The sequence below is a fragment of the Woronichinia naegeliana WA131 genome (assembly GCA_025370055.1).
Taxonomy (GTDB): Bacteria; Cyanobacteriota; Cyanobacteriia; order Cyanobacteriales; family Microcystaceae; genus Woronichinia; species Woronichinia naegeliana.
In genome coordinates, this window is the sequence record CP073041.1 from 2,856,071 (window position 1) to 2,874,886 (window position 18,816).

Consider the following 18,816-nt stretch of genomic DNA (forward strand, 5'->3'; position numbering starts at 1 on the left):
AGTTACAAGCTGTTCTTGCTCCTTTTTTGTTAGTTTTTCTAACTTTGCTCCCTCTTCTCTAAGTACAGGACAAAAGGCTTGAAAAGTATACGAGAAAGGGGTTTCATGGAAGATGAACGTAATGTAAGAAAACCCATGAACCAATATAACGCATTGAAACAAGCCCTAAAACCCCATTTGGGATGGCATGGTGCCAGACTCTCCTTCCTAGCCTTGTTCTTACTCGCCCTCCTCAAAGTGAAAACGGTTAACCTTAAAGAATTGGCTCTGGGTTTTGAAGGTCGGGCATTGGTGGATTCTCATTACAAACGCTTACAACGCTTTTTCTCAGGATTTGAGCTGGATTACCATCACATTGCCCGTATTGTAGTCAGTTGGCTGGATACATTGGTGTCAACTTAAGCCAAAATGCCTACTCACAAAAGATTAGCCTAAAAGCAGGCGGAAGTAAGAGTCGGCTGAAAAAAAGGTTAGTATATAAAAAAGTGAGCAAAAAACAAATGGCAAGACAACATCCTCGGAGAAAAGGAAACCCAGACTTACGTCGTAAGACAAATCAGCCAGGGGTAGAAATCCCTGAAATAACAAAAGAGTTGTTTGAATTACTAGAACCCACAATGTTTACACCATTAAAATATTTACAGGGAACTCATGAGAAAATGATGAGAGATAGGGTATTAAATTTACCAGTAATGGTGGCATTAGTGTTAAGTATAGTGTATCGTCAAATAGCGGGTATAAGTGAAGCGGTAAGACTGTTAGAGGAAGAGGGATTGCTATGGGTAGCATCATTAAAAGTAAGCAAACAGGCAGTATCAAAAAGAATGATGAATGTGCCAGCCGAAATATTTGCAATATTACTAAAAGAAGTGTTAGAAAAAGCAGCCGAAAAAGGGAAGAAGCTCCAAGTAGGAGAAAAATGGGAAAAAATAAGAGAAAAGTTTAGTGCAGTGTGGATAGCAGATGGCTAAACGCTAGAGCAGATAAGGAAAAATATGAAAATAAGTAAAAAAGAAGAAAAGAGTAAATTGGGGGGTAAAATAATGATGGTAGTGGAAGCCTTTACCCAAAGACCCGTTACTTTATGGTACACAGAAAATGATAAATCAAATGATAAAATATGGTGTGAAGAATTGGCAGCTAAATTACCAGAAAATGGTTTAATTCTCGTAGATATGGGATTTTTTAGCTTTGTGTGGTTTGATTTGTTAACAGAAGCTAAAAAGTTTTTTCTAACCAGATTTAGAGCGGGTACATCTTACAAAACCAAACAAGTATTGTCTCAAGGTAGTCATTACAGAGATGAGATTATCATTATGGGAAATTACCGTTCTAATCCTTGCAAGCATCCGGTGAGATTAGTCTCAGTATTATGGGGAACAATCTGGTATCAGTATTTAACAAATGTGTTGTCTCCCGAACAACTGTCCGCCGAAGAGGTCTGTGATTTATATCGAAGACGATGGACAATCGAAGAAGCCTTTTTATTAACGAAAAGACTTTTAGGACTAGCCTATTTATGGGTAGGGAATAAGAATGGTGTCCAAATCCAGATTATTTGCACTTTGATTTTCTATACGGTCTTAAATCAATTGGTAGGGGAAGTGGCGATTGCTCTAAATCAACCGAAAGAAAAAATCTCAGTAGAGATGGTGTTTCGGAGTCTATACTATGTAGCGAAGGCTATTGCTAGAGGAGAAAAGCCTGATACAGTAACCTATCTGGCTGAACGTGCTAAGTTATTTGGTTTGGTCAAAGCTGAGAGAAAGCGACATCGAGAAAAGGCCGCTCTCAATCAACAAATTTGGGAACCCATTCCTTTAAGTTGACACGGATGGGCTGGATATCCCTCAACCTTGGGTATTAAGTAGGGCTTGCTGAAAAAAGCTGAAACCTTTACGGAGAAAAATAGTAGGCGAATTAAGAACCGCTAGAATGCACGAAAATAGGGTAGAATGCCTCAAAACCATTGCATTAAGAAGAGAGAAAGCAGATGTACCGAAAGCAACAGTACTCAATTGAAACACCAGAAAACTTGAAAAATCTGTTCGGCGGGCAGTTAGACGAAGAAAATCGTTGGATAGAAATGTCAAAAATGATTCTTTGGGAAGAATATGAGGAAGAATATGCAAAAAACTTCACAGAAAAAAAAGGAGCCCCAGCCAAATCATTTAGAATGGCATTAGGAGCATTAATTATCAAAGAAATTTCAGGAAAAAGTGACAGAGAAACAGTAGAACAAATAAAAGAGAACCCTTATTTACAGTACTTTATAGGAATGGAAAGCTATAGTAGCAAAGAAGCATTTAATGCGTCAATGATGGTTCATTTTCGTAAAAAAATAGGAATGGAATTAATAAATAAAATTAATAAAGAAATAGAAAAAAAGCGACGGGTGTAGCGTCAGAAAAAAAAGAAAATGAAGGAAAGTTATTGTTAGATGCGACTTGTACACCAGCAGATATAAAATATCCAACGGATATAGGAATATTGAATGATGCCAGAGAAAAAACAGAAAAAATAATAGATAAGCTGTATGAAGAAATAAAAGAGAAAAGGAAAGAAAAGCCGAGGACTTATAGGGAAGTGGCAAGAAAAGAGTACTTAGCCATAGCAAAAAAACGTCGTGTGTCAAAAAAAGAAAGAAGAAAAGGAACAAAAAAACAACTAGGATATATAAAAAGAAACTTGTCTGATATAGAAAAAATGATAGAAGAGGGAGCAAAGTTAGAAAAACTAACGAAAAAAGAGCAAGAAGAGCTTGTAACGATAGGAAAAGTGTATGAGCAACAGTTAGAAATGTATGAAAAAAAGACAAATAAAGTAGAAAACAGAATTGTGAGTGTAAGCCAACCTCACGTGCGTCCAATAGTGCGTGGAAAAGCGGGAAAAGCAGTAGAGTTTGGAGCTAAAATATCGGCAAGTAATGTGAATGGCTTTGTCTTCTTAGACAAATTAAGTTGGGATAATTACAACGAATCGGGAGATTTACAAGCGCGAATAGAAGAATATAAAAGGGAAACAGGATGTTATCCGGAATCGGTTCATGTGGATAAAATCTATCGAACAAAAGCGAATCGAGCTTATTGTAAAGAAAGGGATATAAGAATGAGTGGTCCCCGATTGGGAAGACCGCCGAAAGAGGTGAGCAAAGAAAAAAAGAAAGAGGCACGCTCAGATGAAAGAGTGCGTAATGCCATTGAGGGTAAATTCGGACAGGGAAAGAGGAAATTTAGTCTTGGTCGAGTGATGGCCAAACTACCTGAGACCTCGGAAACGGTAATTGCGATGAACTTTTTGGTAATGAATCTTTCTACTCTACTTCAGAAGACAAAAAGTAAAAAGTTGTAGAGTCGTTTTTCTTGTGAAAAATGGTGTTAATTTTCCTCTCTTTTGTGAGGAGTGATTTGTGTTGACCTTTTTAGACAGAAAGGAACAATAGATTAAACAAAATCTGTATTTTGATTTGTTTCCATAAGGATAAGTTATCTATGCTTTTTCAGTCCATACTTCCCTAACCCACATTTCTTTCGTTTTTTGACTTTTTCAGCAAGCCCTAAGTATTGACCGCACAACCTGGGAGTTTGGCAGTCATGGTTATAATATCCTCACTGTCGGCATTGTCCATGAAGGAGTAGCCATTCCCATCTTGTGGTGGATGCTTAGCAAGAAAAAGGGCAATTCTAACAGTGATGAACGAATGCGTTTTATCGAGGAGATGCTCAAGATTTTTCCCACCGCCCTGATTCGTTGTTTATGTGGCGACCGTGAGTTTATTGGTCAGGCTTGGCTTCGCTATCTTCTGCTCGAACCGCTACTGGCTTTCTGTCTGAGAATTCGGGCTACGGACAAGATTGAGCACAATGGCAAGCTTTTGGCCGCCAAAGTCATTTTTGCCCATCTTGCAAAAGAGTGAATCTCAACGTCTTCAAGGGAGTTGTCGGGTTTGGGGATATCCTGTTTCTGTAGAGGCTCTTCGCTTGCCTGATAATTCTCTACTCATCGTCATTGGACATCCCGATTCCCAAGGTCTTATTCACGATTATGCCCTGCGTTGGGGCATTGAAACCCTTTTTGGCATCTTTAAGACTCGTGGCTTTTGCTTGGAATCTACTCACTTTACTGACCCCAAGCGTCTTCGTAAGCTTTTGGCTTTACTGACTTTAGCTTTGGCTTGGTCTCTCAAAACTGGTCTAGCAATTCATCATCTTCATCCCATTCCCCTCAAGAAACATGGTCGCCTAGCGCAGAGTCTTTTTCGTCTTGGTTTTGACCATCTTCGTCATCTTGTTCTTAATCCTTCTCTACCCAATTTTTCTCTTTTTCTCGACTCCCTACATTTTTTGTCCTGTACTTAGGTCTTTTTTTTATACATTTCTAACTGTTGCTCATACACTTTTCCTATAGTTACAAGCTGTTCTTGCTCCTTTTTTGTTAGTTTTTCTAACTTTGCTCCCTCTTCTATCATTTTTTCTATATGAGACAAGTTTCTTTTTATATATTGTAGTTGTTTTTTTATTCCTTTTCTTCTTTCTTTCTTTGACACACTACGTTCTTTCACTATGGCTAAGTAATTTTTTCTTGCCACTTCTCTATAAGTCCGCGGCTTTTCCTTCCTTTTCTCTTTTATTTCTTCATACAGCTTATCTATTATTTTTTCCGTTTCTTCTCTTGCCTCACTCAATATTTCTATATCCGTTGGATATTTTATATCGGCTGGTGTACAAGGCCCATCTAACAATAATTTTCCTTCATTTTCTTTCTTTTTTAACACTATACCCTCCACATTTTTTACTATTTCTTTATTAATTTTATTTATTAATTCCATTCCTATTTTTTCATGAAAATGAACCATCATTGACGCATGAAATGCCGCCTTGCTACTATAGCTCTCCATACCGATAAAATACTGTAAATAAGGATTTTCTTTGATTTGTTCCACTGTTTCTCTATCACTTATTCCTAAAATTTCTTTGATTATTAATGCCCCCAATGCCATTCTAAATGATTTCGCTGGTGCGCCTTTTTCTTCTGTGAAGTTTTTAGAATAGTCTCCCTCATATTCTTCCCAGGGAATCATTTTTGACATTTTTACCCAACGATTTTCTGCGTCTAACTGCCCGTCGAACAGATTTTTGAAGTTTTCTGGTGTTTCAATTGAGCACTGCCGCTTTCGGTACATCCGTTTTGCCTCTTCTTAATGCAAGGGTTTTGAGACATTTTAACACATTTTCCTGCATTCTAGCTGTTCTTAATTCGGCTACTATCTTTTCTCCGTAAGAGTTTCAGCTTTTTGCGGCAAGCCCTAAATAGCTGTAAGCCTTTCATAGAAAGGCTGATTGACTGACAAAAGTTTGTCTGGATACGACCAAAGCCCCTGACAGCAAGGGTTTGAGGTGATCGAGAGCGTGTCATATCTTCATTGTGCCTGTAATGCTTATCAGCTAAGGGTTTCAAGCATTAATGCTCCATGTTTTGTCAGTCAACCAGCTATGAAAGGATTAGGTTAAATAAAAAATATTCAAAATAACCTGCTGAATGTGGGTTAAAACCTTAGCTGTTCTGAATTGAAGGAAACAATTTTTCTCCTTTCAATAAATGCTCTTCTACAAAGGTGTCTAATTGGGCTGGATCAACCTGTTGTAGGGTTTGCAGTAATTGATAGCTTTGCTGCCATAGATCGCTGATATCAATGCCGTGATAGGTGGGCTGATAGTCTTGAATGCGTCTAATTCCCTCGCCCAGTAAAATTACGGCCCCGCGCCAATTGTAATTTTCTAAATGGTAACAAGCGACTGCAATTTGCAGAATGCCCTGATAAAAATTACGATCAACGGCGATCGCTTCCATCCAGATAGCTTCGAGGGTATCATGACAGGCATAAAAATCCCCTTGATTAAACTGTTCGATACCCTGCCAAAAGCGGAAAAAATCCATTAAATGAGTTGTATTAACCTGCTAGACTAGCTTTAATTTCCTGAACCAATTCTATGTCAATGTGTTGGGCATCTCCGGCAAAATCATTATCCGGTGTTAAAAAGAGCATACAATGACACTCTTTGCGCTCTCTCATGGGCACACAAGGACAATTCCAAAAAGTATTTTTGACCTCAGCTTGTTTGTCCTCATAGTGACGACAGGGGCAGAGAGGAGATCCCAATTCTTCTTTATGACGGGCTAGGCCTTCAATGACCACTGCTGTCACCGACAAATCACTACAGAAATAGGTATTAGTCCGCTTGGCATACTGTTCAGCAAAGTTTTTCATTGCCTCTAGCGTTTTATCATTTTTCTCTAAATCGGCGGTGGTCATGATTGTCTCTAACAGCTGTAACGATAAAATAAAGAATCAGAAAACAAGAATGCTTATCTATCTTGCCATATTTTGGAACGAGATTAGGCATTGCTGGAGAATGGCGATCGTCACCGCCGGCAGTTCCAATTGGGGCGTAAGTCCCACATCTTCTAGTTCAATGAAGGTCTTGATCTGGTCAGGATTTAAGGCGGCTAAACGCTTACCGAGTTCTGGGCCAGTCAATTGGGATTCCTTGCCCCAAAAGATGGCAGTAGGAATAGTTAACTGGGGTAGATAGCGAGCTAAATCAAAACAGAGATCGCCTCGTACAAAGGAGAGGGCTGCATATTCGGCATTGGGTTCTGAGGCCGATTCCAGATAGGCTTCCGCAATTTCTGAATAAATGCGATTGGCCTGGGCAAATTGTCGGGTTTCGAGAAAGTTCATAATGCCCGTCATATTGGCGATGCCCATACTATAAATTAACTTATCCAGAATGGGGACACTGGCAATCTGGGCAAAGAAATTACTGCGATAGTCTTCTCCAAAGTCTGATAATCCCGTGGGGGCGCAAAGAATTAAGGATTGAAAGCGATCGGGTTTTTCAATGGCGGCCCGAATCGTTAACCCCGCCGTCAAGGAAGAGGCAACCACAATGGGAGGCTGTAAACAGGTTTTCTCAATAAATTCTAAAATCGTGGTGATATAGTCCTGGGGAGAATATTGACGTTCAGGATGGTCTGAGCGTCCCCAACCCAGTAAATCAGGAGCTAAGACCCGATATTCTCTTGCAAAAGCAGGATAGACCTTTGACCATTCGTAGGCAGAGGAACCACCCCCAAAACCATGCAGAAAGAGTAATGTGGGTCGATCGCTTTCTAACATTTCTGTTTCGTTTACCCAGGGAAATTTCGTAGGGGAATAATAAACCATCGTTCCTAAGGAAGTCACAACAGAATTTCTCTCAACACCAATGGGTTCAATCATAGTCAGTTAAAAAGAGTAATTATTAAAAGGGATTCTTGAGAGAGTGAGTTTGTCAGTTTGATCGGCAATTTACGATCGCTGCCTAGATCTTAACCTAGCTACAATCTAATCGCCTGGCTAGGCAATGGGCAAAAATGGTACTTTTCTCTAAATGGAGGTTATGGCCACAATGGGGAAAGATTTCTAATTGAGATTGAGGAGAAGTCAAGGCCATCTCACGGTTAATTGCCACAAATTTATGATCTTGCTCCCCAACTAAGAGCAGCATAGAAACCGTATTTTGATGAAGCTTTTCCCATAGCCCATATTCCGTACCAATTAGGAGAAAATAAATGATTTAAAATTTACACGCTATATGCAGGCATCATTAGCCATCACAACACTAGATAGGGTCTGCTGAAAAAGTCCACAAAACGAACCTAGATGCCACAGGAGGCGAAAAATGGTGACTTCAGAGAGTTGTTTCCAATTTCAACCCCCAGTTTTCCAACGACGTGCATGGGCTTTGAGCCTCCAAAGGCCATAACCTTGCACCTGATCGTTTTTAAAATGCTTGAAAGCATTATCCGGCAAGGGTTCTATACTTATTCAGCAAGCCCTAGTTAAAACCTTGGTTTAATCCTTCCTGGCTGTTTTGAGGCCCATAGGAAAAAGAAAGAATTCCAGATACTTTATGCTGAGTCTTGAGTTCGGCCATTGCTGCAAAAAACTGTTCAATTTCTGAGGGTAAAGCATCCTCTCGGAATTGAAAAAAGACGGTATGGCATACTTGAGGACGACTTGGATGAGGATCGGTCATTGGTACTAAAAGCTAGGTGTTGATGAGTTCTGATTTCTTCATTATCGACTCTATTTGTAAAAAAATTGATCTGAAAGACGGATTTAACCATAGGGTGGGGAAACAGGACGACAAAACAGCCAATTAAATTTTTAAGTTCAACTCTGGAATCAAAAATATCAATTGGGTACGGGACGTTGGTTAGAGTCAGCCGAAAGGGTTTAAACTTTTGATAAAGTTTCTTGAAATTAATGATATTTATGAACACTGAACCCAGTCTTTGGATTATTACCAGCGATCGCACAGATGACGAGTTAGGCAGTAAAGGGGGTTACGATACTGGCCCAAGCTATCGGGGAATTGAGCCACAGTCAGCAAGAAATCGCCATCAGGTTTCTGCCCAAACTTTACAGCAAAATATGACGGAATTTTTGTCCGTAGTGGAATCGGCTTTCGAGAAGGCGGAACAATCCCAAGCTAAAATGCAATTGGACGAGGTGGAATTAGTGGTTGAAGTGAATGGCAAGGGTCAGGTCAGTTTATTGGGGACTGGCGGCGAACTTGGCGGTAAGGGAGCGATTACGCTTAAATTTAAACGTAAATCACCATAATTTCCTTTACTGGACAGTGAGAAGTTCTCGAGGCGTGTAAGTGGAGAAAAGAAAATCGGACATCCGATACAAAAGAGTGCCGTTATGTCCGAAACTGGCTGATATAAGAAAATCGGCGTTGCTTAATCAGGGTATGAAATAGAATTTTGCATACATCTAGAAACCAGTGTGAGTCAATGTTTTAAAAATTGCATCTTTAGAGATTCATACCTCAAGTCAGCAACGCCAGAAAATCGATAGCCAGTGCTATCTATCAATTATGCAACTATGTCAGCGACTAGAGCAAATCCTCAATAATCTCCGTCCAGCCTTTAGCCGAGAAGCAACGTTCCAATGGTTTATCCTGTTAGTCTGGGGAGTAGTGCTCAACAGCCAACCCAGCGCAATAACTAGCTATGTCAATGCCATTGGCTTAACAGAGAGCTACTACAATCAGGCTCTACATTGGTTTGATTCCAAGGCGTTTAGGGTCGAAGGACTAACTTTACAATGGTCAAAGTGGCTAAGTCAGCATGAAAGTCTATACAGAATTAAAGGGAAACGGGTGTATGTGGGTGATGGCATCAAAGTGGGGAAAGAAGGACGCAAGATGCCAGGTGTAAAACGACTACACCAAGAATCGGAAGATGTGTCCAAGCCAGAGTGGATAAGGGGTCATTACTTCAATGCCTTGAGTATTTTGGTGGGAGTAGGGAAAGCCTGCTTTGCCTTGCCCTTAGTGTTGCGGCTAGACGATGGCATCAAGTCCAAAGCAACCGAGAAGGGGGAGGGAAAAGGCAAAAAAAAGGTGAAGACGAGCCTGGTGACAAAAATGGCTGACCTTTGTGTTACTTACGCAGAGGCAGGGAGTTATGTAATTTTGGATGCTTATTTTGCTTGCGAACCAGTGCTCAAAAGTTTTCGCCAGAACGCCTTGCATCTATACTGAACACGGTCACAAGTTGCGAATTTTAAAAATAAGAGATAATATAGTAAAAATAGAAAAAGTAGTCAAGAGGCTGAGAAATGATTAAGTTAGAATTTACGGAAGAAGACAAAAGACTGTTGTCTTACGGTCGGTTTAATCACCCGCATCCTAGAGTACAGCTAAAGATGGAAGTTTTATGGTTAAAAAGTCAGGGATTATCTCATCAAAAAATTGCTCAATTCGCAGGAGTTTCAGTAAATACGGTGACAAGCTATATCCGTGATTATCAAGAGGGCGGGATAGAAAAACTAAAAGAAATAAAATTTAATCGCCCGAAAAGCGAGTTAACAGAGCATCAAGGGACAATTGAGGCATATTTTGAGTCAAATCCACCAGCAAGAATAAATGAAGCAGTAAAAAGAATAGAAGAATTAACGGGAATAAAAAGAAGTCCAACGCAAGTCAGAAAATTTTTAAAGTCAATAGGAATGAGGTGTCTAAAGGTGGGAACAATTCCATCAAAAGCAGATGTAGAAGCTCAGGATAGCTATAGAGAAAAAGAGCTAGAACCAAGGCTAGAAGAGGCAAAAGCAGGAAAAAGGGCAGTTTTCTTTGTAGATGCCTCTCATTTTGTAATGGGAGCATTTGTAAATTTTATATGGTGCTTCAAAAGGATTTTTATTAAGTCACCATCAGGGAGAAAACGTTTTAATGTGTTAGGAGCATTAAATGCAATTACCCATGAAGTAATTATGGTAACGAACAGTTCTTATATTACGGGAACTCAGGTTTGTGAACTCCTAGAAAAGATAGCAGAATTAGGACTATTAATACCGATTACGTTGGTATTAGACAATGCTCGTTATCAAAAATGCCGAATTGTGCAGGAGTTGGCAGAATCATTAGGAATAGAGTTACTGTACTTACCTCCTTATTCTCCTAACTTGAATTTAATTGAAAGACTGTGGAAGTTTGTGAAGAAGAAGTGTTTATACGCAAAATATTATGAAGATTTTACGCAGTTTTCTGCAGCAATTTCAGGATGTCTTGAAGATGCTAACGCAAAATATAAGGAGGAGCTTGATTCTTTGCTCACCTTACGATTTCAACGCTTTGATAAATCTCAGATTATGAACGTTTGAAGTATAACCCACATTCCGCAGGTAAGTCAAGAGACAAAGTAGTACTTTTGACATGAAGAGCCAAGAAAGGAAAGAATATGTTTGTGTTTGGAGGTCAAATTAACGATAGTTTGAATGCCGTCAATCTCTAACCAACGGATACAGCAATTCCAAACTGGACAGTGGGAAGTTCTCGAGGCGTGTAAGTGGAGAAAAGAAAATCGGACATCCGATACAAAAGAGTGCCGTTATGTCCGAAACTGGCTGATATAAGAAAATCGATAGCCAGTGCTATCTATCAATTATGCAACTATGTCAGCGACTAGAGCAAATCCTCAATAATCTCCGTCCAGCCTTTAGCCGAGAAGCAACGTTCCAATGGTTTATCCTGTTAGTCTGGGGAGTAGTGCTCAACAGCCAACCCAGCGCAATAACTAGCTATGTCAATGCCATTGGCTTAACAGAGAGCTACTACAATCAGGCTCTACATTGGTTTGATTCCAAGGCGTTTAGGGTCGAAGGACTAACTTTACAATGGTCAAAGTGGCTAAGTCAGCATGAAAGTCTATACAGAATTAAAGGGAAACGGGTGTATGTGGGTGATGGCATCAAAGTGGGGAAAGAAGGACGCAAGATGCCAGGTGTAAAACGACTACACCAAGAATCGGAAGATGTGTCCAAGCCAGAGTGGATAAGGGGTCATTACTTCAATGCCTTGAGTATTTTGGTGGGAGTAGGGAAAGCCTGCTTTGCCTTGCCCTTAGTGTTGCGGCTAGACGATGGCATCAAGTCCAAAGCAACCGAGAAGGGGGAGGGAAAAGGCAAAAAAAAGGTGAAGACGAGCCTGGTGACAAAAATGGCTGACCTTTGTGTTACTTACGCAGAGGCAGGGAGTTATGTAATTTTGGATGCTTATTTTGCTTGCGAACCAGTGCTCAAAAGTTTTCGCCAGAACGCCTTGCATCTAATCACAAGAGTGCGTTGCTCCACCGTCGCCTATGCCCCCTTTTGTTCCGTGCCGACGCTGACGGGGAGAGGACGACCACGGATTTGGGGGAGTTCGATAAAACTAGAAAAGCTGTTCGCTCTGGCGGCGGACTTTCCGACAGCTAAAGTCTGGCTCTATGGTCAACAAGTCACGGTTTCTTATCAGTGCTTTGAGTTCCACTGGGATAGTCCCCATCAGCTCGTCAAGTTTGTTCTGACCCAATTGCCTAACGGACGACGACTGATTCTGCTTTCTACTGATCTCTGTTTGACTGGACCTGAGATTATTGCCGCTTACGGTCTCCGATTTAAGATTGAAGTCACTTTTCGTCAATTAGTCCATCTTTTGGGCAGCTTTGCCTATCGTTTTTGGCTTAAGAGTCTTCCTACTTTACCTACCTGGCCCAGCAATCTTATCCTCAGTGACTATCCACAAGCTGTTCAGACTCAGATTTTAAACAAGGTAGAAGCCTTTGAGCGTTTTGTTAACCTTAATGCCATTGCTTTAGGGCTACTTCAAATTCTCGCCTTAGAGTTACCCCAGGGGATTTGGGCTAATTTTCCTCGATGGTTTCGGACATTACCATCCCATGGCTACCCTAGTGAACGGATTGCTCAACTAGCCCTTCAACATCAAGCCCAAATGATTTTTCCTCAAAGTCCACCCAGTCTGCTTTTGCCTAAATTCCTTACCGCTAAACTTGCCTCTTCCCCAAGCCCTGATATGCTTACTTTCGTCGCATAGTCATTACCTTATCTGGCATCCATAAACTTCCCACTGTCCAGTTCCTTTAATTATGAAACGTATTCATTTAGAGCGAGGATTAACTCAACGATCAGCCCATATTTTTCGGGATGCAGAAGGACATTTTACAGAGGACACGGTTAACAATCGTCAACAACTGATTAATACGGCTATGGATGAGGAAAATTATTTAGGAATGGACAAATGGGGTAACGATTGGTACGCAAAATCTCTTCCTAATGGCCAGCAGATTTGGGTACAAGTTAGAAAAGGGGAAATTATTAATGGGGGAATTAATTCATCGTCACGTCGCTGGTATCGTTCCACCGGACTAATTCAATAGATTTTTTATGGAGGAAATTTTGAAAATGGAAAAGTTAACACCAACAGAGGCTTTTCAAGCAATGATTTTATTCCTAGAGACTTATTATGAGCGCACTCAATCGGATGAAATCGGAGCTTTATTAGGAAGTTTACAATTGTTAGAGGATGGTAAACCGGCCGATCCTGCAATGTGGCAAGATTGGTTACAATATTCTAATTCCGTCAAGCTTTCTTCCGTTAATCACGTTTAACAGATTTTCAATGGCAAAAAATTGGGCGATGTGTGTCGGCATTAATCAATACGATAATCTTTCTCCCCTCAATTATGCGGTGAGAGATGCAGAAGCCATGCGCGACTATTTTACCGAAGTCGGTTTTGACCAGGTTTATCTGTTTACGGACAATTCTCCAGCCATTACCGATGCGGGTAAACCCTTTAATTCTCAACCCTCTTTTGGTTCTTTGCGGCGATTTTTGCGGGTACGTTTTGAGAAAGCTTTTTTGAGTAGTGGGGATAATTTTTGGTTTTTCTTTAGTGGTCACGGAATGCGTCATGGGGAAAAGGATTATTTGTTGCCTTGTGATGGCGATCCCCACCCCGAAGGAATTGAGGAAACTGCTATTCCTTTGAGTTATGTCAGCGAAAGATTGCGCCGTTGTGGAGCCGATAATGTGGTTTTGTTATTAGATGCTTGTCGCAATGAGGGTGGTTCTAAGGGCATTGGTTTGGGCGAAGAAGAACAGCAAGGTGTGATTACTTTGGCTTCCTGTAGTCCGAGTGAACGTTCCTATGAAATTGAGGCTTTGCAACAAGGTTCTTTTACCTATGCGTTATTAGAAGCTTTACGCATTCAAGGGGTAGGGAATTGTGCCACTGTTGAACGATTGGAGCAACGTTTACGGTATCGTATTCCAGAGATTAATCAATCCCATCGTAAGCCTAAACAAAATCCCTATGCTGTGGTTGAACCTGCTTTTAAATATCATTTGATTTTATTGCCTAATAGGGCGACTTTACAAGATGTAGCAACGTTAAAATTAGCGGCATTTGAAGCTCAAACAGAAGGAAATTTCGTTTTGGCAGAGCAGTTATGGACAAGGATTTTAGCGGTTTCTCCAGCCGATGCTCAGGCATTGAAAGCTTTACGACAAATTTGGACAAGATCACCTGATACTCAATCTTTTAAGCCTGTTTCAAACTTAACTGAAGATACTTCTTCAAAATCTTCTCCCTCTCTCCTAGTCACCCCGTCTCGCAGTCCCCAAATTTTAACCAAAACTCTGCCAGGCGATATCAAGCTAGAAATGGTCAAAATTCCCGCAGGTAGTTTTACGATGGGATCGGATGAATATGACGGTGAAAAACCCAAACATCAAGTCAAATTACAGGAATTTTATCTAGGGAAATATCCCGTGACTCAAGAACAGTATCAAGCGGTTATGGGAAAAAATCCTTCTAACTTTAAAGATAACCCTAAAAATCCTGTTGAACAAGTTAGTTGGAATGATGCTCAGGAGTTTTGTAAAAAGCTTAATCAACTAATAGCAGGAAAAGATTTTCGTCTGCCAACGGAAGCGGAATGGGAGTATGCTTGTCGGGCGGGAACGCAAACTCGTTATTATTTTGGAGATGATGCTGCAAAATTGGGAGACTATGGTTGGTATGACGAGAACTCAGGTTCAAAAACTCATCCAGTGGGGCAGAAAAAGCCAAATGACTGGGGGTTATACGATATGAGTGGCAATGTGTGGGAATGGTGCGAAGACCCCTATCACGATAGCTATGCCAATAAACCAGAGAACATCAAAAACAACGGCAATACTATATGGTCATCTAGTGATGCTTCTTTGCGTGTACTGCGCGGTGGTTCTTGGTTCTTCGATTCGAGGCTCTGTCGTTCGGCGGATCGGTACTGGTTCGATGCGGACTTCAGGTTCGACCTCATCGGTTTTCGCTTGGTTCTTTCTTCGTTCTAGGATTCCTTACCCTTTGCTCTTTTACCCTCTTTCCCTTTGCCTACCCAACGCCGCCGTAGGGGTTTGGTTTCCAAATCCCCCAAAATCTCCAAATCCCCCAAAATCATCAATTCACAACCTAATTATCCTAAAATCTCTACCCTAATCCCCAAATTGACAATTCCTCATTCCCGACTCAATATTGTAGAATAATTTGTATAGATATTGAAAAGGGTTGGGAAAACCCTACGCATTAAATTAATTAAACAATTGAAATGAATTTGATCTGTTTAAATATGGTTTTTATTCGGATTTGGAAACCAAACCCCTACGACATTTTTAAACATAAATCTAGATTGGGATTTGGAAACCAAACCCCTACAAAATTTCTAATTAAATAGGGAAAAATTTTATTGTTTACATTTAAATTGCAATGCACAATCAAAATATCCAAAATCGAAAGACAATGCGCCTTAAAAACTATGACTATAATCAGTCAGGTGCTTATTTTATTACCATCTGTATTCAACAAAGAGAATGTTTACTAGGCAATATCACAAATGGGATGCTTCAATTGAATGAATACGGAGAAATTGTTAATAAAATTTGGAGTGAATTGCCAAATCATTTTCAGAGTATAGATATTGATGCGGCGGTTATTATGCCAAATCATTTTCACGGCATTGTTATTAATTTTGATCGTAATATAAGCACTCAAAACTCTACAATCTACAAGCAAGAACCACCTCTTTTTTATCAAAAGAAAACAAAATTAGGTAAAATCATTGCTTATTTTAAATATCAAACAACTAAGCTCATTAATCAAAAACGAACGATGGAAGGAGTTAGGGTTTGGCAACGAAATTATTATGATCATATTATTCGTAGTCAGGAATCTTTAGAAATTTTACGAAAATATATTATCGAAAATCCATTGCATTGGACAACAGATCAACTCCATCCTCATAATCCGTCTAAATGATAATCTTAGGATGAAATTTATTGGGATTTGGAGACCAAAATCCTACGGATTAAAGATGGTTTTTATTGGGATTTGGAAACCAAACCCCTACGAAATTTTCAAACATAAATCTAGATTGGGATTTGGAAACCAAACCCCTACGAAACCACTAAAAATTATCAAGCGATGTCTGATGTCTTTAAGAGCATCCGCAAATAAAACAAGATGGGTTGGCTTAGTAAGCTTTGCTGAAACTTCAGCCCGTCTTATCCGAATTTAGCCCAAAAAGCCGATCAATTAATTTCCACTAATCAACTGCAATAATTGATCCATTGAAACCTTACCACTCATATCCGTACCTTCCAATAAACTATCCGCCAGGACGATAAATCGTAACAGGACACTTTTGGCCAATACGATCGCCGCGATGCCCAAGATTCTGGGCCTGGTTGCTAAGAGTTAGGTTAGAGTAAGAAAGTCTATAGACCTTACCCGTCTCAGTCTTAATGGAGGTAATATGTGTGTAACTTGTGGTTGTTCCGAAGAAGCCGAAACCGTTCTCACCCATTTTCCCGTTCAGACCACAGCCAGCATTCACGAACACCATCATACCTTACCGGATGGTACTGTAATTAGCCATAGCCACGATCGCCCTGAAGCTCATCATCACCACCAGGAAGCTGCCCATCACCATGCCCAGGTACATCGGACGAGGATCAGTTTAGAAGAAAATATTTTGGCTAAAAATGATTTATTAGCGGCTCAAAATCGTTACTACTTTCAACAAAATCAGATCTTAGCTCTGAACTTAGTCAGTTCTCCTGGTTCTGGAAAAACGACATTGTTAGTCCGCACTATTCAGGATTTACAACCCCAAATTCCCATCTATGTCATTGAAGGGGATCAGTCCACCGCTAACGATGCTCAACGAATTCGAGAAACGGGCTGTGAGGTCGTGCAAATCAATACCGGAACCGGCTGTCATTTGGAAGCGGCCATGATTGAACAGGGTTTACAGACCCTTAATCCGGCGCATCACTCCCTTATGATGATTGAAAATGTCGGCAATTTAGTTTGTCCCGCTCTTTTTGATTTAGGAGAAGCGGCCAAGGTTGTTATTCTTTCGGTCACGGAAGGCGAAGATAAACCGTTAAAATATCCCCATATGTTTCGGGCCAGCCAGGTCATGCTGCTCAATAAAATTGATCTGTTGCCCTACGTCAATTTTGATCTTGATCGCTGTTTGGACTATGCTCGGCAGGTCAATCCCCAGTTACAGATCTTTCAGGTTTCAGCAACAACGGGGGCCGGTTTAGACAGTTGGTATGATTGGCTAAAAACTCATTCTCAAGCGAAGGTTACAGTCTAGAGTCATCATGCTTGCCTTAACCCTAGCCCCGTACTATTGCTGACTGAGAGCAAAGGCTTAACTGAGGGTTTCGATTACTTCGTCTTTGAGAAATCTGACCTTGGCGAGATTGGCATATTTATCATCTTCGGCACGATAACCCGCCGCACAGGCCACCACGGTGGCATAGCCCTTTTCTGACAGTCCTAGTAACTTGTCATATTTGGGTGCTTCAATGCCTTCCATCGGACAAGTATCGACTCCGATCATTGCCGCACTGGTCATAAAATTACCCAAGGCGATATAGACTTGACGGGTTGCCCATTCGTTAACGGTTAAGCTGCGAGGCCCGTAAATCACATCACTGGCCATAATATTGCGATAACCAGCGATCGCTTCTACGGTAATTCCTCGAACTTCGGCGGTGCGAGCGATAAAGTGATCAAGATGCTCAAGACTTAGATTTTTCTTAATGGCAAAGACGACATAGTGGGAGCAATCTGTTACCTGGGATTGGTTCCAGGAAAGGGGCTTGAGTTGTTCCCGTAGTTCTGCGTTGGTAATTACCCAGAATTTCCAAGGTTGCAGTCCATAGGAGGAAGGGGTTAACACGAGAGAGTCCTCTAGGGCAGCCCAGGTTTCTGCTGCAATCGTTTTGGTGCTATCAAATTTCTTGGTGGCATAACGCCAATTAAGATTTTCTAGTAAATCGGTAACTGCGATCGCGTTCATACGTTAAAGAAAAAAGTACTGTTTGCTGCTTATGATAACTGGTGGAGGCAAGATTGGGAAAAGCGATCGCTCAGACCCATTGTTTATAGGGACATTGAGCCAGATTAACGTTGTAGTAACGAGCATCCTGGGTGACTTCAACCCCAACCCAATCCGGTAGATTAACGGTTTGCTGTTCCTCTTCTAACTCCACTTCAGCTAAGACTAAACCCTGATTTTCCCCGGTAAATTCATCGACTTCCCAAATGACATTTTCTATGGGAATACAATAACGAATTTTTTCAATCAGAGGTGGCTGACAAAGGGTTTGGAGAATAGTTTCTGCATCCGTGACAGGAATGGGATATTCATATTCAGCACGGGTCATACCAGTGGATTGGCCTTTAATGGTTAAGTAACCTTGACTGCCTACCACTCTAACCCGCACAGTCGTTTTATCTTGGGTGGGGATATAGCCCTGACGGTAAACCTGTCCTTCGGCAAGAGAACGCCAGGCATCCCCGATTACTAAGAATTTACGTTCAATTTCGATGGCCATTAGCAATTTAAGACAATAAGCAAAAACCGTGATTCTCAATTATTCCTAAATTTAGGTAATGTCGTCTAGGATTACGGAGATTCTGGTTTAGCTTGCTGAGGTTTGCCTAAGGCTCAACGCTTTTACGAAGATGCTCTAACACTCGTTTTTTCTCTGATTCTGACGGGTCAAGAGAAAAGCTGCCAAATTCACCGCTACTTTGGGTGACATGATTTAGAATCCGCCGTTTACGTTCTTCGCTACTCACTTTGGTGATTGAAACGGGTGGTGGCGCGATCGGGGGCGGTTCAACAATGGGGAGCGGAGTCTCTGGTTCTGGAGCAGCAGACTTGAGATTAGTGTTCAAAAATTTTAAACCATCGGCACTCTGGGTTACATGGTCTAAAATTCGTCGTTTGCGATCGCTGGTGGCCATGGTAAGAATACCCTACAGAAATAAGTTTGAAGTTTTGTAACAGAGCTTCTTTATTTTAGGGGAAAATTTGACTAGGAGAGGGTAGCGATCGCTGCAATTTGCATGGAATCT

The 18,816-nt window shown here is 40.8% G+C and carries 18 protein-coding genes and 4 pseudogenes; 13 read left to right on the forward strand and 9 right to left on the reverse strand.

Features of this window, described 5'->3' with window-relative positions; genetic code table 11:
• Nucleotides 1-135: 135 nt before the first annotated feature.
• The 4 pseudogenes from KA717_14580 to KA717_14595 all read left to right on the forward strand — a co-directional run bounded on the left by KA717_14580 (nucleotide 136) and on the right by KA717_14595 (nucleotide 4,358).
• A pseudogene (locus KA717_14580) lies at nucleotides 136-387 on the forward strand (IS4 family transposase).
• A 113-nt stretch (nucleotides 388-500) separates the two neighbouring features.
• Nucleotides 501-1,829: pseudogene (locus KA717_14585) on the forward strand (IS4 family transposase).
• A 164-nt stretch (nucleotides 1,830-1,993) separates the two neighbouring features.
• Nucleotides 1,994-3,330 (forward strand): annotated as a pseudogene (locus KA717_14590) (IS5 family transposase).
• 226 nt (nucleotides 3,331-3,556) lie between these two features.
• Nucleotides 3,557-4,358 (forward strand): annotated as a pseudogene (locus tag KA717_14595) (IS4 family transposase).
• Here the strand turns inward: KA717_14595 and KA717_14600 are convergent.
• The 6 genes from KA717_14600 to KA717_14625 form a co-directional block, all read right to left on the reverse strand.
• Nucleotides 4,355-5,182, reverse strand: a complete 828-nt coding sequence (locus tag KA717_14600; GenBank protein UXE63697.1) for a transposase — start codon at nucleotides 5,180-5,182, stop codon at nucleotides 4,355-4,357. The pseudogene KA717_14595 and the gene KA717_14600 sit on opposite strands and share 4 nt — an antisense overlap.
• A 371-nt stretch (nucleotides 5,183-5,553) precedes the next feature.
• The gene (locus tag KA717_14605; GenBank protein UXE63698.1) at nucleotides 5,554-5,937 is read right to left on the reverse strand and encodes a DUF309 domain-containing protein; all 384 of its coding nucleotides are present in this window, start codon (nucleotides 5,935-5,937) and stop codon (nucleotides 5,554-5,556) included.
• Nucleotides 5,938-5,950: 13 nt separating this feature from the next.
• Nucleotides 5,951-6,313, reverse strand: coding sequence for a ferredoxin--nitrite reductase (locus KA717_14610; protein ID UXE63699.1), 363 nt, complete (start codon nucleotides 6,311-6,313; stop codon nucleotides 5,951-5,953).
• A 57-nt stretch (nucleotides 6,314-6,370) separates the two neighbouring features.
• Nucleotides 6,371-7,246 carry an alpha/beta hydrolase gene (locus KA717_14615; protein ID UXE63700.1) on the reverse strand — a complete coding sequence of 292 codons (876 nt, stop codon included), beginning with the start codon at nucleotides 7,244-7,246 and terminating at the stop codon, nucleotides 6,371-6,373.
• A 130-nt stretch (nucleotides 7,247-7,376) separates the two neighbouring features.
• Entirely contained in the window at nucleotides 7,377-7,550 is a 174-nt protein-coding gene (locus KA717_14620; GenBank protein UXE63701.1) for a hypothetical protein, read from the reverse strand.
• A 330-nt stretch (nucleotides 7,551-7,880) separates the two neighbouring features.
• Nucleotides 7,881-8,081: a Dabb family protein gene (locus tag KA717_14625; GenBank protein UXE63702.1), complete on the reverse strand. Its 201-nt coding sequence runs from the start codon at nucleotides 8,079-8,081 to the stop codon at nucleotides 7,881-7,883.
• A gap of 239 nt (nucleotides 8,082-8,320) precedes the next feature.
• Here KA717_14625 and KA717_14630 point away from each other — a divergent pair, with 239 nt between their 5' ends.
• From KA717_14630 to hypB, 9 genes are all read left to right on the forward strand, one after another.
• A complete protein-coding gene (locus KA717_14630; GenBank protein UXE63703.1) occupies nucleotides 8,321-8,671 on the forward strand; it encodes a hypothetical protein in 351 nt (116 codons plus the stop codon).
• Between the two features lie 259 nt (nucleotides 8,672-8,930).
• Nucleotides 8,931-9,599, forward strand: coding sequence for a hypothetical protein (locus KA717_14635; protein UXE63704.1), 669 nt, complete (start codon nucleotides 8,931-8,933; stop codon nucleotides 9,597-9,599).
• Between the two features lie 77 nt (nucleotides 9,600-9,676).
• Nucleotides 9,677-10,720, forward strand: coding sequence for an IS630 family transposase (locus KA717_14640; protein UXE63705.1), 1,044 nt, complete (start codon nucleotides 9,677-9,679; stop codon nucleotides 10,718-10,720).
• Nucleotides 10,721-11,003: 283 nt separating this feature from the next.
• On the forward strand, nucleotides 11,004-12,431 hold the full coding sequence (locus KA717_14645) for a transposase (GenBank protein ID UXE63706.1): 1,428 nt from the start codon (nucleotides 11,004-11,006) through the stop codon (nucleotides 12,429-12,431).
• 52 nt (nucleotides 12,432-12,483) lie between these two features.
• Nucleotides 12,484-12,774 carry a hypothetical protein gene (locus tag KA717_14650; GenBank protein ID UXE63707.1) on the forward strand — a complete coding sequence of 97 codons (291 nt, stop codon included), beginning with the start codon at nucleotides 12,484-12,486 and terminating at the stop codon, nucleotides 12,772-12,774.
• A gap of 25 nt (nucleotides 12,775-12,799) precedes the next feature.
• Nucleotides 12,800-13,006, forward strand: a complete 207-nt coding sequence (locus tag KA717_14655) for a hypothetical protein (GenBank protein UXE63708.1) — start codon at nucleotides 12,800-12,802, stop codon at nucleotides 13,004-13,006.
• Nucleotides 13,007-13,016: 10 nt separating this feature from the next.
• Nucleotides 13,017-14,732, forward strand: coding sequence for an SUMF1/EgtB/PvdO family nonheme iron enzyme (locus KA717_14660; GenBank protein UXE63709.1), 1,716 nt, complete (start codon nucleotides 13,017-13,019; stop codon nucleotides 14,730-14,732).
• A gap of 412 nt (nucleotides 14,733-15,144) precedes the next feature.
• Nucleotides 15,145-15,693, forward strand: coding sequence for a transposase (locus KA717_14665; protein ID UXE63710.1), 549 nt, complete (start codon nucleotides 15,145-15,147; stop codon nucleotides 15,691-15,693).
• 496 nt (nucleotides 15,694-16,189) lie between these two features.
• On the forward strand, nucleotides 16,190-17,041 hold the full coding sequence (hypB, locus tag KA717_14670) for a hydrogenase nickel incorporation protein HypB (GenBank protein UXE63711.1): 852 nt from the start codon (nucleotides 16,190-16,192) through the stop codon (nucleotides 17,039-17,041).
• A 57-nt stretch (nucleotides 17,042-17,098) separates the two neighbouring features.
• On the opposite strand, the gene KA717_14675 is transcribed toward hypB, so the two are convergent.
• The 3 genes from KA717_14675 to KA717_14685 form a co-directional block, all read right to left on the reverse strand.
• Nucleotides 17,099-17,752 carry an NAD(P)H-dependent oxidoreductase gene (locus tag KA717_14675; protein UXE63712.1) on the reverse strand — a complete coding sequence of 218 codons (654 nt, stop codon included), beginning with the start codon at nucleotides 17,750-17,752 and terminating at the stop codon, nucleotides 17,099-17,101.
• Nucleotides 17,753-17,822: 70 nt separating this feature from the next.
• Nucleotides 17,823-18,290, reverse strand: coding sequence for a CYTH domain-containing protein (locus KA717_14680; GenBank protein ID UXE64668.1), 468 nt, complete (start codon nucleotides 18,288-18,290; stop codon nucleotides 17,823-17,825).
• 106 nt (nucleotides 18,291-18,396) lie between these two features.
• Nucleotides 18,397-18,705 (reverse strand): hypothetical protein, encoded by a 309-nt coding sequence (locus tag KA717_14685; protein UXE63713.1) that lies wholly within the window; start codon nucleotides 18,703-18,705, stop codon nucleotides 18,397-18,399.
• Between the last annotated feature and the right edge of the window lie 111 nt (nucleotides 18,706-18,816).

Excerpts from the sequence above, each read along its gene's own strand:
- KA717_14620 (UXE63701.1), bottom strand. The coding sequence starts at position 7,550 with ATGCTGCTCTTAGTTGGGGAGCAAGATCATAAATTTGTGGCAATTAAC.
- KA717_14660 (UXE63709.1), top strand. The coding sequence starts at position 13,017 with ATGGCAAAAAATTGGGCGATGTGTGTCGGCATTAATCAATACGATAAT.
- KA717_14645 (UXE63706.1), top strand. The coding sequence starts at position 11,004 with ATGCAACTATGTCAGCGACTAGAGCAAATCCTCAATAATCTCCGTCCA.
- KA717_14630 (UXE63703.1), top strand. The coding sequence starts at position 8,321 with ATGAACACTGAACCCAGTCTTTGGATTATTACCAGCGATCGCACAGAT.
- KA717_14665 (UXE63710.1), top strand. The coding sequence starts at position 15,145 with ATGCACAATCAAAATATCCAAAATCGAAAGACAATGCGCCTTAAAAAC.
- KA717_14610 (UXE63699.1), bottom strand. The coding sequence starts at position 6,313 with ATGACCACCGCCGATTTAGAGAAAAATGATAAAACGCTAGAGGCAATG.
- KA717_14685 (UXE63713.1), bottom strand. The coding sequence starts at position 18,705 with ATGGCCACCAGCGATCGCAAACGACGAATTTTAGACCATGTAACCCAG.
- KA717_14605 (UXE63698.1), bottom strand. The coding sequence starts at position 5,937 with ATGGATTTTTTCCGCTTTTGGCAGGGTATCGAACAGTTTAATCAAGGG.
- KA717_14600 (UXE63697.1), bottom strand. The coding sequence starts at position 5,182 with ATGTACCGAAAGCGGCAGTGCTCAATTGAAACACCAGAAAACTTCAAA.
- KA717_14625 (UXE63702.1), bottom strand. The coding sequence starts at position 8,081 with ATGACCGATCCTCATCCAAGTCGTCCTCAAGTATGCCATACCGTCTTT.
- KA717_14680 (UXE64668.1), bottom strand. The coding sequence starts at position 18,290 with ATGGCCATCGAAATTGAACGTAAATTCTTAGTAATCGGGGATGCCTGG.
- hypB (UXE63711.1), top strand. The coding sequence starts at position 16,190 with ATGTGTGTAACTTGTGGTTGTTCCGAAGAAGCCGAAACCGTTCTCACC.
- KA717_14650 (UXE63707.1), top strand. The coding sequence starts at position 12,484 with ATGAAACGTATTCATTTAGAGCGAGGATTAACTCAACGATCAGCCCAT.
- KA717_14635 (UXE63704.1), top strand. The coding sequence starts at position 8,931 with ATGCAACTATGTCAGCGACTAGAGCAAATCCTCAATAATCTCCGTCCA.
- KA717_14675 (UXE63712.1), bottom strand. The coding sequence starts at position 17,752 with ATGAACGCGATCGCAGTTACCGATTTACTAGAAAATCTTAATTGGCGT.
- KA717_14640 (UXE63705.1), top strand. The coding sequence starts at position 9,677 with ATGATTAAGTTAGAATTTACGGAAGAAGACAAAAGACTGTTGTCTTAC.
- KA717_14655 (UXE63708.1), top strand. The coding sequence starts at position 12,800 with ATGGAAAAGTTAACACCAACAGAGGCTTTTCAAGCAATGATTTTATTC.